Origin of the sequence: Klebsiella sp. CD33 (genome assembly GCF_051992865.1) — a bacterium.
GTDB classification, from domain to species: Bacteria; Pseudomonadota; Gammaproteobacteria; order Enterobacterales; family Enterobacteriaceae; genus Klebsiella; species Klebsiella pneumoniae.
In genome coordinates this window covers 3,444,855-3,460,484 of record NZ_CP197023.1, presented here as the reverse complement: position 1 = coordinate 3,460,484, position 15,630 = coordinate 3,444,855, and the positions used below count along the sequence as shown (strand labels likewise).

The following is a 15,630-nucleotide window of genomic DNA, read 5'->3' as shown; positions in this document are numbered from 1 at the left end:
CAGGGCTGTGCAAAGATAGGGCTTGTAAATGGTAAGGTCAACCAGACATAACAGATTGTTTTGCGAGGGCGCTTACAAAACTTGAAAAAAGGTCAGGGAAACGGGGGGAACCGGTCATTTTACCGGCAGAAAATGACAGAAAAATGAAGCGGCGTACCGCGACGCCGCCTTAGGAATTGGGTTTGCCCTGCTGCGGTTTACCGTTGATCATCTCGCACAGCATACCGATCAGCATTAATCGTACTTTAAAGGGTGAATGGCTAAACACGTTTATGCACCTCTTGAATTCATTCATCTGCTCTCCTCCTGCCAGTTCGCTCCGTCATTCCCTGATGGATGTTTGCATTATATACAGATATAGCACAGGCTATATTTTATAGCTATGGCTAAAACGTTAATTTTTTGTGCTCTTGGCGCAATCCATTACAATGTGGATCTTTTTATACGATGCTTGACGCGTCACACGAATGAGGAAGCACAATGAACCGTCGCGCAGGTAAGCCAATAACAAAAAAAGTGACGCAGTTAGTGAATGTTGAAGAGCACGTGGAAGGGTTTCGCCAGGTGCGGGAAGCGCATCGCCGCGAGCTGATCGATGACTATGTGGAGCTGATCTCCGATCTGATCAACGAAGTGGGCGAGGCGCGCCAGGTGGATATGGCCGCGCGTCTTGGCGTTTCGCAACCGACGGTCGCTAAAATGCTCAAACGCCTGGCCAGCGTCGGTCTTATTGAACAGATCCCCTGGCGCGGGATCTTCTTAACCCCGGAAGGTGAGAAGCTAGCCCAGGAGAGCCGCGAGCGCCATCAAATCGTGGAGAACTTCCTGCTGGCGATCGGCGTCAGCCCGGAGATTGCCCGACGTGATGCGGAAGGGATGGAGCATCACGTGAGCGAAGAGACGCTGGCGATGTTCCTGAAATTTACCCAAACACAGGGATCTCAGGAAGCATGACTCTTCCCTTCGTCCAGTCGCTGCTGCGCGATCGTTTTCTCCATTTGCTGCTGATTATCGCCTGTGTGCTCAGCGCCATCGTGCCGTTTGTCCCGGCAAGCTGGCCGGCGGCCATTGACTGGCATACCATCGTCACGCTTAGCGGCCTGATGTTGTTGACTAAGGGGATCGAACTGAGCGGCTATTTTGACGTGCTGGGCCGAAAAATGGCCCGCCGCTTTGTGACTGAGCGCCAGCTGGCCATCTTTATGGTGCTGGCGGCGGCGCTGTTGTCTACCTTTCTTACCAACGACGTTGCGCTGTTTATTGTGGTGCCGTTGACGCTGACGCTAAAAAAATGGTGCGCCATCCCGGTGAACCGGCTGATTATTTTCGAAGCGTTGGCGGTGAACGCCGGTTCGCTGCTGACGCCGATCGGCAACCCGCAGAATATTTTGCTGTGGGGACGATCCGGCCTCTCTTTCTTCGGGTTTATCGGTCAGATGCTGCCTCTGGCAGCGGCGATGATGCTGACCCTGCTGGCGCTGTGCTGGTTCTGTTTTCCGGCGAAGCGGCTAAGTTACCAGAGCAGCGACAGGGCGCCGTCATGGCAACCTAAGCTCGTCTGGAGCTGTCTGGGACTGTATGTGGTGTTTCTGACGGCGCTGGAGATGAATCAGGCCCTGTGGGGGCTGGCGCTGGTGCTGCTGGGCTTCCTGGTGCTGGCCCGGGCGGTGATCGTCCATGTCGACTGGTCGCTGTTGCTGGTGTTTATGGTGATGTTTATTGACGTCCATCTGCTGACCCAGCTTCCGGCGCTGCACCAGGTGCTGAGCGGGGTGGGGACCCTCTCCGGCGGTGGACTGTGGCTGACCGCTATTGGCCTGTCGCAGGTGATCAGTAATGTGCCCTCGACTATTCTGTTGCTCAACTATGTCCCGCCGTCGATACTGCTCGCCTGGGCGGTTAACGTGGGCGGCTTTGGCCTGCTGCCGGGCTCGCTGGCCAATATTATCGCCCTGCGTATGGCCAGCGATCGGCGCATCTGGTGGCGCTTCCATCTCTACTCCATTCCAATGCTGCTATGGGCGGCACTCAGCGGCTACTTGCTCTTCAAACTCAGCGCCTGATCTCAACAGAATCGCGCCATCATTCACATCGATCGCCAGGATCGCCTTTCGGGGCGATCTTTTTTTGTCCGGCTCACAGAAACCGATCCCGGCCTTTGCTTACCTTTTCACTTTCCGGTATATGACTAGTCATTACGTTTAAATGACTAGTCATATACCGAGGCGCAGCATGAAGAACAGACTACCGGCAGATTTTTTATGGGGAAATTCCGTCTCCAGCATGCAGACGGAGGGGGCGTGGAACGAGGATGGCAAGGGGATGTCGGTGTATGATATCCGTCAACCGGCGGAGTTCGCCTCCGACTGGAAGGTGGCGACCGACTCTTATCATCGTTATCGGGAAGATTTCGATCTGATGCAGGATTTGGGCATGAACTGCTACCGTTTTCAGATCGCCTGGAGCCGGGTGTGCCCTGACGGAGATGGCGAATTCAATGAACAGGGGATCGCCTTCTACCATCAATTTATAGATGAACTGATCGCCCGCGGCATTGAGCCGATGATCTGCCTGTACCACTTCGATATGCCGCTGTCGCTGGCGGAGCGCTACAACGGTTTTACCGACCGCAGGGTGATGGACGCTTTTATCCGCTACGGCCAGAAGATGATCGCCTGCTATGGCGACAAGGTGAAATATTGGCTCACCTTTAATGAGCAGAATCTGTACCATTCGCCGGAAGCGTTTATGATTTCCGGCTATCTGCAGGGAGAGAAGACCCTGCGCGAACTGTATCTGATCCAGCATCATGTGATGATGGCGCACGTCCATCTAACTCACTATCTGCACCAGACGAAGCCGCAGTGTCTGATGGGCGGAATGCTGGCTCACGCTCTGGTTTATCCGGCTACCTGCAAACCACGCGATATCCTCTGCGCCCAGCAGCTGGATGAGTTCTTAAACCAGAACCTGCTGCGCGCCTACGCGGGTGAGGGTTATAGCCCGGAGGTGATGCATTTTGTCGCCGCGGAAGGGTTCGATGATATCTATCGTCCGGAGGATCTCGCCCTGATGGCGACGGTGAGGGTCGATTATCTGGCGTTCAGCTATTACGCCAGCCGCACATTGAACAGCGACGCGATCCCGCCGGGAACGGCGGTCAACAACTATATGCTGTTTGGCAACCAGGATAACCCGTTCCTGAAAGCGACGGAATGGAACTGGCAGATTGATCCGCTGGGCTTCCGGACGATCATCACTCGTTACTATAACGACTGGCGCCTGCCGGTGTTCCCGATTGAAAACGGCATCGGGGTGATTGAGTCCTGGGACGGCGAACATCCCATTGCCGACGATTACCGCATCGCTTACCATCGCGACCATATCAACGCCATGAAAGCGGCCATCTTTGAGGATGGGGCGCAGGTGATCGGCTATCTCGGCTGGGGATTAATCGATATCCTGAGCTCACAGGGCGATATGCGTAAGCGCTATGGCGTGGTGTACGTCAATCGCGAAAACCATGACCTCAAGGACCTGCGGCGGGTGCCGAAGAAGAGCTATGCATGGTTGAAGCAGGTGTTCCGCAGCAACGGCGAAGCGATGTAACGCTGCCCTGGCGGTCAGATGGTGTATCCAGCCTGCCAGCCACTCACTGAATGGATAAGGACCGGGAAATGACGGCGAAGTATCTGCAAATCGCGCGGGAAATAAAAAAACGCATCATCAGCCAGCAGTATCCTGCCAGCGCGCCGCTACCCGACCAGTTTGCGCTGGCGGCGGAGTTCAGCACCAGTCGGATGACCATCCAGCAGGCGATGCGCCAGTTAATCGTCGAAGGGCTGATCTATACCCGAAAAGGGCAGGGCACCTTTGTGCGGAAAAATTTCCTTCAGCTGTCGCAGTGGGAGCTGCCCGGCAGCGACTATTTCGGCGCCACCAAAACCTGGGAGCATCTTGGCGAGGTGCAAAGCGAAGTGGTGCGCTTTGCGGTGCGCTTTCCCAGCGACAAGGAGCAAAGTTCGCTGCTTATCGACGCCGATGCCCCGGTGTATGACTTTGTTCGCCTGCGGCTGCTCAACGGCGAGCCGGTATCGCTGGATCTGACGGTCATGCCGGTGGGGCTGGTGCCGGGGTTAACCAAAAGCCATCTGGAAGGTTCCGTGTTTCGCTATGTGCAGGAGACGCTGGGGCTGAAGCTGATGGGATCTTACCGCGTGGTGCGGGCGATGAAGCCCGGGGAACTGGATAAACAGCATCTTCACTGCGAACCGACCGATCCGGTGCTGGAGGTGGAGCAGGTTATCTATCTGGAGGATGGCACGCCGCTGGAGTACGCCCACTGCCATTATCGCTACGATCACGGCGGGATTATTCTGGTGAATAACGGCTAGGCCGGGGCTCCTGCTGGCGCTGCGCATAGCGGGGTTACGGCGTGATAGGGTTTGGTAGCCCGGGCGAGCGTTAGCCGCCTCGAGGGAAAATGCCGATAAAAAACGGCGGGCATCAGGCCCGCCGTTTTTCTTGTCATGCACAACTTAGTTCAGACGCACCGGCATACCGGAGCGGTTCTGGATAGCCTGCTCAACCACGTTCTGATCGACATCAGACTGGCTGGTAACTGCCTGTACCGGCTGAGTCAGGGTGATCGGCACGATCTCGCCGCCCTGGAACTGCGCTTCGGTGGTCGACAGCGGGTTGTGCACCTCGATGTAACGGCTGCCGTCCGGCTCGGTGGTCGCTTTTACCGGCTCATCGATAAACTGTACGCGGGTGCCGACCGGCACGTTCTCAAACAGGAATTTGATGTCATCGTTACGCAGACGCACGCAGCCGTGGCTCACGCGCAGGCCGATACCGAAGTTAGCGTTGGTGCCGTGGATGGCGTACAGACGGCCGATATACAGCGCGTACAGCCCCATCGGGTTATCCGGACCGGCCGGTACGACGGCTGGCAGCGGGTTGCCGGCGGCGGCGTATTCAGCATGCATTTTGGCGGTCGGTGTCCAGGTCGGGCCGGCCTTCTTGCGTTCGACTTTGGTGGTCCAGTTGATCGGCGTATCTTTACCTAACTGGCCGATGCCGATCGGCAGAACGATCACGGTATTGGTGCCTTTCGGGTAGTAATACAGACGCATTTCCGCGCTGTTGATAATGATCCCTTCATGCACGGTATCCGGCAGAATCAACTGCTGAGGGATGTTCAGGACGCTACCGCCCTTCGGCAGGTAAGTATCCACCCCCGGGTTGGCTTCCAGCATGTTGGAAAGCCCCATCTGATATTTCGCCGCGAAGTATTCCAGCGGCTGTTTGTTATCATCCGGAATGGTAATGACCTGATTCTGACCAACCAAACGGCTGCCATCGGTTGGCAAAGGATAGGTGACAGCAGACGCTGTATTGCAAAAGCCTACGATGGCGAAGGCTGCCGCTAAGAGTGTAGATAATTTCATAGTCTTTAATGTCGTGTGCGAAATCAACGCCACACAGGCCTTTGTTAATGATTGAGACAGTAGATGGGAGCGCATTATATGTGCATTCCGCTGAACAGGTAAATCAGATGTGTACGAAATCACATTTTTTTCCCTGTCGCCTCGGCTGCCGCGGTCCGGCAGGCGGCCGAAGCATCGCTCGCCGCGCGGGTAACGGGCGGTTACTCTTCCAGCAGCCGGGCCTGCAGCGCGGCGCGAACCGGCGCCGTAAGCTGGTACTCTGCCGCCAGCCAGGCGTCGACGGTGCCATAGCGCTGGTGAATAGCCGACAGCGCGGCGGCGAGATAGGACTCTTTTACCGTCAGAATATCCGCCAGGCTTTGGCGCCCCTGGGCAGTGAGGTCGTTGCCGAGCAGCTCCAACATCCAGGCCTCCACCTGCGTCAGCATGCCGTGGGTAAGGAGATACTCCTCCATTACCGTTTCGCTGTCGCAGCCGACGGCGAACAGCGTTAACGCGCAGCCGACGCCGGTGCGATCTTTGCCGACCGCGCAGTGTTGCAGTAAAGCGCCTTCAAAAGGCGTGGTCAGCCAGGCGGCGAGCTGGCGATAGGCCGGGTTGTTAAACGGCAGCTGACGATAGAGTTGCAGCATAAACTGCTCGCCGTTCAGCGCGTTAAGGGTGGCGGCATTCAGCTCGGTGACCTTCGCATTTACCTCGCTCACCGGCGGATTGGCCGGCGCGTTGAGATAATGGGTAAGCGGGCTAAGCTTGTCCGGAGTACGGGCTACCTCTCCGGGGTCGCGATAGTCGAGCACCCGGCTGAGCGGCAAAGTATCGAGGTGGTTGAGATCCTCCGCCGTTAACCGGTTTAGCGCGCCGGATCGCAATAGCTTGCCGCTGCGGACGCGGCGTCCGTCGGCGGCAAGCTGGCCGCCCAGGTCGCGAAAATTGATGCCGCCCTGCAGGGATAAAAAAGCCGGGTGTCGCGATAGGCTGCTGGTCATGGGACTCCTTATAAATACGTACAGAATAACCGTTTGAGCGCGGGTTTCCGGCTCATCTGACAAAGACCTTAGCACAAGCGCCGCGGTGGAATTTACCGCAGGCCGTGAAAAGTGTGTCATTTGCTGGCATAATGTCTGCTGTATCACACCCCTCATACTCTTTTTTCAGGATATCCCCGTGCTAGTATCCAGCAACGTTACCATGCAGTTTGGCAGTAAGCCGCTGTTCGAAAATATCTCCGTTAAATTTGGCGGCGGCAACCGTTATGGTCTGATCGGCGCCAACGGCAGCGGTAAATCGACCTTTATGAAGATCCTCGGCGGCGATCTCGAACCGACGCTGGGCAACGTTTCTCTCGACCCGAACGAGCGCATCGGTAAGCTGCGTCAGGATCAGTTCGCCTTTGAAGCGTTCACCGTGCTGGATACGGTCATCATGGGCCACGGCGAGCTGTGGGAAGTGAAGCAGGAGCGCGATCGCATCTACGCCCTCGCTGAGATGAGCGAAGAAGATGGCTACAAAGTGGCCGACCTGGAAGTCAAATATGGCGAAATGGACGGCTACTCGGCGGAAGCGCGCGCCGGCGAACTGCTGCTCGGCGTCGGCATTCCGGTTGAACAGCATTATGGCCCGATGAGCGAAGTCGCGCCGGGCTGGAAGCTGCGCGTCCTGCTGGCGCAGGCGCTGTTTTCCAATCCGGATATCCTGCTGCTCGATGAACCGACCAACAACCTGGACATCGACACCATTCGCTGGCTGGAGCAGACGCTGAACGATCGCGACAGCACCATGATTATCATTTCGCACGACCGTCACTTCCTGAACATGGTCTGCACCCACATGGCGGATCTCGACTACGGCGAGCTGCGCGTGTATCCGGGCAACTACGACGAATACATGACCGCGGCCACCCAGGCGCGTGAGCGTCTGCTGGCGGACAACGCCAAGAAAAAAGCGCAGATTGCGGACCTGCAGTCCTTCGTTAGCCGCTTCAGCGCCAACGCCTCTAAATCGCGTCAGGCCACCTCGCGCGCGCGCCAGATTGACAAAATCAAGCTGGAAGAGGTTAAAGCCTCCAGCCGTCAGAACCCATTTATCCGCTTCGAGCAGGATAAGAAACTGTTCCGTAACGCGCTGGAAGTGGAAGCCCTTACCAAAGGCTTTGATGAAGGTCCGCTGTTCAAAAACGTCAACCTGCTGCTGGAAGTGGGCGAAAAGATCGCCATTCTGGGCGCCAACGGCGTGGGTAAATCCACCATGCTGAAAACCCTGGTAGGCGAACTGCAGCCGGACAACGGCAGCGTGAAATGGTCTGAAAACGCGCAAATCGGCTACTACGCGCAGGACCATGAGTACGAGTTCGAAAACGACCTGACGGTCTTCGAATGGATGAGCCAGTGGAAGCAGGAAGGCGACGACGAACAGGCAGTACGCAGCATCCTCGGCCGTCTGCTGTTTAGCCAGGACGATATCAAAAAGCCGGCGAAGGTGCTTTCCGGTGGCGAGAAAGGGCGCATGCTGTTCGGTAAGCTGATGATGCAGAAGCCAAACATCCTGGTGATGGACGAACCGACCAACCACCTGGATATGGAGTCGATTGAATCGCTGAACATGGCGCTGGAGATGTATCAGGGCACCCTGATCTTTGTCTCCCACGACCGTGAGTTTGTCAGCTCGCTGGCGACCCGCGTCCTGGAGATCACTCCGGACCGCGTGATCGACTTCAGCGGCAACTACGAAGACTACCTGCGCAGCAAAGGTATCGAGTAATCCCTGTCCGTTACCCGGGTAGCGGCTACGCCTTACCCGGGCTACCAAACCGCATAGTGCTGTAGCCCCGGTAAGCGATAGCGCCACCGGGGATTTCTAGACCACCAATACCGGCATTTCAGCCGGCCTATGGTCAGAGTCTCCACTCGGTCCCTTCAACGCCATTCACCAGCAGCTTACGCTTTTCTCCTACCGGTAATGACAGCTTCAGCGCTTTCCAAGCCGGGCGATAGTTGCCGCGGGCGTTGATATCCAGGTTTATGCTGCTGGCGCTGCAGGTCATTTCCCACTCCAGCCATAGCGCATCCCCCTGTTTATAGCCCCAGCTTTCGCCGTCGTCTTCAAACAGCAGACCGCGGGTTGAGCCGGTACCTTTCAGCGGGAACAGCTGCAGTTCGCGACGATCGTCTTTTTGCGCATCGACATGGCTGATACGTTCACTAAGCGGCAGACCAGCGCCGGCGCGGACCAACAGCGGCAGTTTTTCCAGCGGCGCGTCCAGCGTCACCCACTGGCCGCCGGCGAACCACTGATGGCTGTAGAAATCGTACCAACCGGCCTGATTATCCGGCAGCCATACTTCACGCTGGCGGGCGCCCGGCTCGACCACGCTGGCCACCAGCAGGTCGCGGCCCAGCAGGAAGTCATCGCATTCGGCGAAGGTCTGCGCATCGTGCTGGTGATCGAGGAAGGTCGGGCGGAGCATCGGCTCATCATCAGCATGCGCCTGCCATAGCAGAGTGTACAGATAGGGCAGCAGGCGGTAGCGCAGCTCAATGGCTGAGCGGATCGCCGGAGTGATGGCCGGATACATCCATGCTTCGTTTACCGTCTGGTCATCATTCCACGAGTGAATGGTAAAGCGCGGATGCATGACGCCATTTTGTACCCAGCGCACAAACAGTTCCGGCTCTGGTTTATCGCCGGAGAAACCGCCGACGTCGTGGCCGACGTTAAACAGCCCGGAAAGGCTCATCCCCAGGCCCATGCGGATGTTATAGCGCAGCGTATCCCAGTTGGTGCGGTTGTCGCCGCTCCAGGTCTGGACGTAGCGCTGCATCCCGGCGCAGCCGGAGCGGGAGATCAGATATGGGCGCTTTTGCGGCGCAAAGCGCTGCTGGGCTTCCAGCGAGGCGCGCATCATCAACAGCGGCATCACCGGGCGAATATGTTTGATGGCGATTTCACGGCCAAAGCCGTAGCAGCGGGCTTCGCCGTCCCATACTTCGTATTCGTTATTATCGTTCCAGGTCGAATCGATGCCCATCTCCAGTAGCTGGGTGGTCACGCCTTCCTGCCACCAGGCCACGGTTTGCGGATTGGTGAAATCGAGATGCGACCCTTCATCATCCCAGAAGCTGGAACGCTCCGGAGCGTCAGTTTGCGAATCGCGAATGAAGAGACCGCGCTCCGCCACCTCGCCGTAGCGCGGGTGATCCTGCAGCAGGCACGGTTTGATATTGGCGGCCAGCTTCAGCCCGGCATCGTGAAACGACTGGCTCATCACTTTGGGCTGCGGCACCTTGTCGTAGTTCCAGTTAAAGACGTAGCGCTTGCCGTTGATTGAGGTATAGCCGGAAGAGAGCTGGAACGAATCGCAGGGGATCGCGTGCTGCTCGCACAGGCGGATAAAGTTCATCAGCTGAATTTGCGCATCCGGCGCGTCGGTATAGTGCATGGTGGAGCCGCTGTAGCCGAGGCTCCATTTGGGTCCAAACAGCGTTTTACCGGTCAGGCGAACGAAGGCTTTGGTCACATCCAGCACCTGCTTACCGGTAAACAGGTAATAATCGATGTCGCCGGCTTCCGCCTGCCAGCGGCGATAGGCGGTGTGGTAGTTGTCGATCTCGTTCCCCAGATCCAGCCAGCAGCTGCTCAGGTTGTCATAGAACAGGCCGTAGCTGATATCGCTGCGCTGGGTGATGGTGAACGGAATATGTTTATACAGCGGGTCAGTGCTGACGGCGTTGTAGCCCATGGCATCGAGGTTACGCATCTCATAGCGTTTACCGGTGCGCTGCAGGTCGCCGGCCTTTTCGCCCAGGCCGTAGAAACGCTCGTCTTTGCGGCGGCTCAGATAATGGGCGACGCCGTCGCCGTGGGCATTCGCCAGGTAGGCGCTGGTCGGACGGTCATTGGCAAGCGGCTGCCATTCGCCGGCCTCGTCGCGATAGCTCCACTCCAGCCACAGCGGCTGGTGAACGGTGACGCGCAGCTGGCGGGTGGCGATAGTCAGCGTATCGCCCTCCCGGGTCAGCTGCCAGGCCGGGAGACTAAAACCGCTGAGGTCATCCCGGGCGCGGCCTTCCCACGGCACATCCTGCTGTGGAGCGATGCTCCAGGTGCGATCCAGCGCCAGCTGGCCCTGGCGTTTTAGCAGGACGCGGAACAAATTCTCTTCCAGTACGTACAGGCACAGGGTGTGCTGGCCATCGACCGTCAGTTCAACGTGATGCTCCAGCTGTTGATGCAAACTCCAGTGTTTCAGCGTCTTCATATCTTACATCCACTCTCAGGCGCGCTTGGCGCGACGTTCAGCAATAAATGCCACCAGGAAAACGGCGCCAATCAGGTCAAAGAAACCCATGGCGATAAATAGCGGGTTGAAGCCGATTTTGTCGGCGGTCACCCCGATTAATAACGAGAACAAGAAGCTGGCGATCCACGCTGCGGAGCCGCGCATACCGTTGACCGTCGCCATTTGTCCCTTGTCGAAAGACTCCACCACCAGCGCGCTGAGCATGCAGGAGATGATCTGATGGCCGAAGCCGCCAATGGAGATCAGGATGATGGTGATATAGGGATCGCGGGTGATGGCGACGAGGGCCAGGGAGAGCATCAGGAACGCGCCGGTTACCGAGCTGGCGATCACCGAGTTCACTCGCGTACAGCCGAACCAGCGAACATACAGGCGGGTGAGGTAGCCGCTGACCACGCTGCCGAGATCGGCGGCGAGAAACGGCAGCCAGGCGAACATGGCGATCTGCTTCAAATCCATGCCGTGCTCTTTCGCCAGGTACAGCGGCACCCAGAAACTCAGCACCGCCCAGGCGGGCTCGGCCATAAAGGCGGGAATGGCGATCCCGTAGAAACGTTTATTTTTCGAGACGGTTTTGAGCGCGGTAAAGAAGGGCTGTTTTACCGGCGGGGCTTCGTTATCCTGTTTGATGTACTCCAGCTCGCTTTTGCTGAGATTGGGGTGCTTTTCCGGGGTCTGATAGAAGGCCCACCATAGTATTACCCACAGTAGCGCCAGCGCGCCGGTAAACATAAACGCCCCTTGCCAGCCGAAGGAGGCGTGGGCGAAGTAGATGATCGGCGGGGCCAGCATCGCGCCGATGGAGAACCCAACGCCAGCCCAGCCGGCGGCAATCGGGCGTTCAGATTTCGGAAACCATTCGCCGATGGTTTTGGCGTTGGCCGGAGTAGCGGCCGCCTCGGCCCCACCCATAAAGAAGCGCAACATAGCCAGGTGCAGCCAGCTACCGGCCCCGGCGTGGGCGATACAGGCCAGCGCCCACAGGGTGGCGCAGATCATAAAGCCAAGCTTCAGGCCGATGACGTCGATAAGCCAGCCGCACAGCGGCTGGAAAATCGTGTAAGCCAGCTGAAACGCGCCGACGATCCACGAGTATTGTTCGGTAGTAATGCCGAGGGTCGCTTTCAGTTCCGGCGCGATAATTCCCAGCGAGTTGCGTGTGATGTAGTTGACGGTAACGCCAAGTAAAAACAGGACCAGCACCCACCAGCGCAGGTTTTTCACTACCCGGCGCGTTTTGCTGACGGCGATATCATTGTTGAGGCCTTGACTCATAGCACACTCCACAAGACGTTTGTAGGGGGAAAGTGACGGTCTCACTCCCTGAGTGGTCACGTAGATTTATTAACTATTTGAATAGTCTATTTTTAATCTCAACATCATTGGTATAACTAGTATGGGAGATGTTGGACCAATTCAGGCTAGGGCAGAAAAATCGTCTGGCAAAGCGCTATTTATGCAAGTTTTTTCATGAAATGAGCGAGATCGCATATTTGACAGCGGAATTTGCTTGTAACGTGTGCTTTGGCGATTATGAAAATTCTTTCATTTTTCAATCGGAGCTGGATCACAAAATGGATAAAAAGCTGCGCGTCGCCGAAATTGCCGCCCGCACCGGGCTATCGCCCAGCACCGTTTCACGCGTCCTGGCCGGGAAAGCGAATACCAGCGACAAGGCGCGCCGGGCGGTGCTGGACTGCGCCCGCGAGCTGGGTGTCATGCAGGGGTTGGCCGCCGGGCGTCTGCTGCTCAATCATCTGCTGGTGTTTGCCCCGCAGCGCGCATTCGATGAGCGATCGGATATCTTCTACTACCGGGTGATCCAGAGTATCAATAACGCGCTGGCGGCGCATGAAGTGCGCCTGCGCTACTGCGCGCTGGATGAGAACGACAGCGACGCCAACCTGTTTCTTGCCCGCATGAATGAACCTGAGACCCAGGCCGCGGTGCTGCTGGGGATCGACGATCCGCATATTCATGGCCTGGCGGCGGATCTGGGCAAACCCTGCGTATTGATCAACTGTCGGGATGAAGGGATGCGGCTGCCGTCCATCGCTCCCGATCATCGGCTGATCGGCCAGTGCGCGGCCCGCTATCTGTTTGATATGGGGCATCGGGCGGTGATGAACGTGATGTGCCTGCGCCGCTATACCATGGAGCTGCGGCTGGGGGGGATTCAGGAGGCGTGGCGCGCGCGTAATCTGCGCTTTACCGCCAGCCGGGATCTTATCAGCGTCGCCAACTTTAGCGCCAGAGAGACGGAAGAGCAGGTGGGCGCCTGGCTTGACGGCTTACAGGGCAGGCCGTTGCCCACCGCCTTCCTGGTGGGCGGCGATTTTATGGCCGCCGGCACCGTCAGCGCATTGCAAAAGCGTGGCCTGCGGGTGCCGCAGGATGTCTCGGTGATGAGCATTGACGGATTTAATCTGGCGGCGATTCAGGAGGTGCCGCTGACCGCGGTGCATGTGCCGCGGGATGAGCTGGGCAGCGAGGCGGTGCATCTCCTGCAGCAGCGCCTGCTGCGCCCGGAGGCGCCGCACGGCTCGCTACTGCTGCATGGCACGCTGGTGGTACGCGATTCGGTACGGCGGATCCGGCCGGGCAAAGGCCATACCGCCGTCGAGCCGCAGGGGCTGTATGACGATTAGACCGGCATACCCAGCGCCCGTTTGCCGTGGATATTCAGATCCTCCAGGGTGAAGCGCCCCTGCCAGCTGGCTTCATAGTCCTCGCGCGGGAAATCCCCCGGCGAGGCGCCTTTTTCCAGGGCGATTTTTACTTTCTGCGCGTAGGCGAGGTTCTTCTCGCACATCGGCGCGGCCGGAATGTACATCACATTTCCCCAGCCCTGCTGATTTTCCACCGGTGCCACCGAGTGAATGATGTCGCAGTGCCACCAGACGGAGTCCCCGGCATTCAGCGCTGGAATCGAGCTTAACGCTTTAATTAAGAGCGGGTGCCACTGCTCAGAGATCGGCAGCACTCTGCCCGGCGCGACGCCGCACAGCTCATCTTCCGGCACATCGTCGAGCAGGGGGCGCAGCAGCACATAAGCCATCGCCTCCGGGATCGGCACCACGTGCAGCAGCCCCTGACCCGGGATCATGTCCGACAGCGCGGTCCAGCCCTGGAAGGTACGGAACACCGAGCATTTGGTGGTGTTGTCGACGGTATACTCTTCCACTTCGGTACGGTGCGCGGCGTCCCACGGGTCGTAGGCGTCGATATTGCCATTAAAAACGTTGGCGAAAACCTGCTGATAGGCGGGAAGCAGCCAGCGCTCCAGCGCGCCGGAATCGGTATGCGCCCCCAGCCCCTTCGAAGTGGTTCCCGGCGGGCGGCGGCGGATGCGGTCGGGATAGATCACGCTGACGTCCGGATCGAACCAGCGTTTGCCATTCTGTTCAAAACGCCACAGGCGGTTGAGAAAAGATTGCACTGCCGCCATTTCATCGCTCTGCCGCGCCTGCATTTGCGAGGGCGACCAGTAGATCGGGTAGATCTCCGGGCGCGAAGCCTCCAGCGAACCGAAGAAGCTGTCGCCAGGCCCTTTGTAAACATCGTCGAAATGGTTGCGATCCAGATATTCCAGCATCGCGGTATCCCACGCCAACGCCTGTTCGCGTGGGAAGTGGCCTTTAATCACCGCGCAGCCCCGGCGCTTAATGGCCGCGCGCTGCTCATCGCTCACTGTTCCTTCGGCGATATCGCGGAACGGAACGGTTGGCCAGACCTCCTGGCCTGCGGCTTTCAGTGTCTCAATCTCCTGCAGCCGCTCGCTGATGCGCGCTGAGAGCTTATCGAACACCGCCTGGACGTCGCCAATTTGCGCCCGCAGGGCCTGTTTCATCTGGCGAATCGCCGCTTTGTGATCGGCGGGAAGTGTTTCGTGGGTCGGGAGAGCAGCCATAATAACCTCGCTGTATCTTTCATTCGAAAGTATCAAATCTTACAAACGTTAATTTAAGTTAAAATGGAGTTAATGCAAGTTTAAAATCTTGCTGCGGCGCACAAAATGGAAAACCGGGGCGCGATGCCCCGGCGAAGGGTCAGGCGTTGAAGGGCGGGGTGTTATCGAGGACGGCCTGGATAACGTTCAGCGCGCCGTCATGGTTATTATCGTCGGTAGCGTAGCCGGCGATGGCCTTGATGCTGTCGGCAGCGTTACCCATGGCGAAAGCGTATTTCACCAGCTTCAGCATTTCGGCGTCGTTGCCGCTGTCGCCGATGGCGACGCATTGCTGCGGCGAAAGATCCCAGCGCTTGAGCAAACGGCTGATGCCGTTGGCTTTATGCAGGCCAGGGATAATCAAATCGACAAAGCCAAAGCCGCTGGTGACCGGCTTCATGATGCCGTCGAGCGACACGTGCAGTTTATCAATCAGCTGTGGGATCTCGCTGTCCGGCAGGTTGAGAGAGAATTTAAACAGCGTATCGTCGATGGCGTGATAGTCGCTCACCCGCTGTAGGCGATGGTAGTGCTTCGACATCAGCTCAACAAAGGCGTCCGGAGCTTTATCGCTGACGTAGGCGCTCTGCAGGCCGCAGGCGACAAAGTTGAGCTGCGGATCTTTGAGCAATTCGCCAATCACCACTTGTGATTCGTGGCGGGTCAGTTCGCCGTGGAACAGCTGCGTGCCATGTTCATAAACCAGAGCGCCGTTTTCTGCGACGAACGAAATCTGCTCGCGGATCTCCGGGAAGAAGGAGATCAACTGATAGTACTGGTTGCCGCTGGCGACAACAAATTCAATGCCGCGCTGCTGCAACTGGGCGAATTGCGCCAGAAACCGTGAGCGATCGTAGGTTTTGGCGTCATTGAGAAAAGTTCCGTCCATATCGGTGACGATAACTTTAACGGTCATAAGGGGATGCTCCTGG

Annotated in this window: 12 protein-coding genes and 1 pseudogene; 6 read left to right on the top strand and 7 right to left on the bottom strand. The window is 57.7% G+C overall.

Going from position 1 to position 15,630, the window contains the following annotated elements:
• Positions 1-169: 169 nt before the first annotated feature.
• A complete protein-coding gene (gene mntS, locus ACR809_RS17110) occupies positions 170-295 on the bottom strand; it encodes a manganase accumulation protein MntS (protein WP_002895851.1) in 126 nt (41 codons plus the stop codon).
• 185 nt (positions 296-480) lie between these two features.
• Here mntS and mntR point away from each other — a divergent pair, with 185 nt between their 5' ends.
• The 4 genes from mntR to ACR809_RS17090 all read left to right on the top strand — a co-directional run bounded on the left by mntR (position 481) and on the right by ACR809_RS17090 (position 4,394).
• A complete protein-coding gene (mntR, locus tag ACR809_RS17105) occupies positions 481-954 on the top strand; it encodes a manganese-binding transcriptional regulator MntR (protein ID WP_004176765.1) in 474 nt (157 codons plus the stop codon).
• Entirely contained in the window at positions 951-2,063 is a 1,113-nt protein-coding gene (locus tag ACR809_RS17100; RefSeq protein ID WP_004179117.1) for an anion transporter, read from the top strand. Before mntR ends, ACR809_RS17100 begins: the two co-directional genes overlap by 4 nt.
• 169 nt (positions 2,064-2,232) lie before the next feature.
• Positions 2,233-3,609, top strand: coding sequence for a glycoside hydrolase family 1 protein (locus ACR809_RS17095; RefSeq protein WP_122051450.1), 1,377 nt, complete (start codon positions 2,233-2,235; stop codon positions 3,607-3,609).
• A 68-nt stretch (positions 3,610-3,677) separates the two neighbouring features.
• Positions 3,678-4,394, top strand: a complete 717-nt coding sequence (locus ACR809_RS17090) for a GntR family transcriptional regulator (RefSeq protein WP_004151705.1) — start codon at positions 3,678-3,680, stop codon at positions 4,392-4,394.
• 144 nt (positions 4,395-4,538) lie between these two features.
• On the opposite strand, the gene ldtB is transcribed toward ACR809_RS17090, so the two are convergent.
• Positions 4,539-5,453 (bottom strand): L,D-transpeptidase, encoded by a 915-nt coding sequence (gene ldtB, locus ACR809_RS17085; protein ID WP_002895871.1) that lies wholly within the window; start codon positions 5,451-5,453, stop codon positions 4,539-4,541.
• A gap of 200 nt (positions 5,454-5,653) precedes the next feature.
• A pseudogene (locus tag ACR809_RS17080) lies at positions 5,654-6,569 on the bottom strand (tyrosine-protein phosphatase).
• 48 nt (positions 6,570-6,617) lie between these two features.
• Between ACR809_RS17080 and ACR809_RS17075 the strand changes: the two are divergent.
• Positions 6,618-8,210: an ABC-F family ATPase gene (locus ACR809_RS17075; protein WP_002895876.1), complete on the top strand. Its 1,593-nt coding sequence runs from the start codon at positions 6,618-6,620 to the stop codon at positions 8,208-8,210.
• A 133-nt stretch (positions 8,211-8,343) separates the two neighbouring features.
• Here the strand turns inward: ACR809_RS17075 and ACR809_RS17070 are convergent, their stop codons facing one another.
• Together ACR809_RS17070 and ACR809_RS17065 are read right to left on the bottom strand one after the other, a co-directional pair.
• Positions 8,344-10,707, bottom strand: coding sequence for a glycoside hydrolase family 31 protein (locus ACR809_RS17070; RefSeq protein ID WP_122051449.1), 2,364 nt, complete (start codon positions 10,705-10,707; stop codon positions 8,344-8,346).
• A 15-nt stretch (positions 10,708-10,722) separates the two neighbouring features.
• Positions 10,723-12,024: an MFS transporter gene (locus ACR809_RS17065; protein ID WP_004893256.1), complete on the bottom strand. Its 1,302-nt coding sequence runs from the start codon at positions 12,022-12,024 to the stop codon at positions 10,723-10,725.
• Positions 12,025-12,266: 242 nt separating this feature from the next.
• On the opposite strand from ACR809_RS17065, the gene ACR809_RS17060 reads away from it, so the two are divergent.
• Positions 12,267-13,397, top strand: a complete 1,131-nt coding sequence (locus ACR809_RS17060) for a LacI family DNA-binding transcriptional regulator (protein ID WP_004219745.1) — start codon at positions 12,267-12,269, stop codon at positions 13,395-13,397.
• Here ACR809_RS17060 and ACR809_RS17055 read toward each other — a convergent pair.
• On the bottom strand, positions 13,394-14,659 hold the full coding sequence (locus tag ACR809_RS17055) for a DUF1479 domain-containing protein (RefSeq protein ID WP_004176744.1): 1,266 nt from the start codon (positions 14,657-14,659) through the stop codon (positions 13,394-13,396). The two genes, ACR809_RS17060 and ACR809_RS17055, sit on opposite strands and share 4 nt — an antisense overlap.
• Positions 14,660-14,798: 139 nt before the next feature.
• Positions 14,799-15,614 (bottom strand): Cof-type HAD-IIB family hydrolase, encoded by an 816-nt coding sequence (locus tag ACR809_RS17050; protein WP_004191195.1) that lies wholly within the window; start codon positions 15,612-15,614, stop codon positions 14,799-14,801.
• Between the last annotated feature and the right edge of the window lie 16 nt (positions 15,615-15,630).

Bases quoted from the DNA above. Each gene is read 5' to 3' on its own strand.
- mntS (WP_002895851.1), bottom strand. From the start codon at position 295: ATGAATGAATTCAAGAGGTGCATAAACGTGTTTAGCCATTCACCCTTT.
- mntR (WP_004176765.1), top strand. From the start codon at position 481: ATGAACCGTCGCGCAGGTAAGCCAATAACAAAAAAAGTGACGCAGTTA.
- ACR809_RS17100 (WP_004179117.1), top strand. From the start codon at position 951: ATGACTCTTCCCTTCGTCCAGTCGCTGCTGCGCGATCGTTTTCTCCAT.
- ACR809_RS17095 (WP_122051450.1), top strand. From the start codon at position 2,233: ATGAAGAACAGACTACCGGCAGATTTTTTATGGGGAAATTCCGTCTCC.
- ACR809_RS17090 (WP_004151705.1), top strand. From the start codon at position 3,678: ATGACGGCGAAGTATCTGCAAATCGCGCGGGAAATAAAAAAACGCATC.
- ldtB (WP_002895871.1), bottom strand. From the start codon at position 5,453: ATGAAATTATCTACACTCTTAGCGGCAGCCTTCGCCATCGTAGGCTTT.
- ACR809_RS17070 (WP_122051449.1), bottom strand. From the start codon at position 10,707: ATGAAGACGCTGAAACACTGGAGTTTGCATCAACAGCTGGAGCATCAC.
- ACR809_RS17065 (WP_004893256.1), bottom strand. From the start codon at position 12,024: ATGAGTCAAGGCCTCAACAATGATATCGCCGTCAGCAAAACGCGCCGG.
- ACR809_RS17055 (WP_004176744.1), bottom strand. From the start codon at position 14,659: ATGGCTGCTCTCCCGACCCACGAAACACTTCCCGCCGATCACAAAGCG.
- ACR809_RS17050 (WP_004191195.1), bottom strand. From the start codon at position 15,614: ATGACCGTTAAAGTTATCGTCACCGATATGGACGGAACTTTTCTCAAT.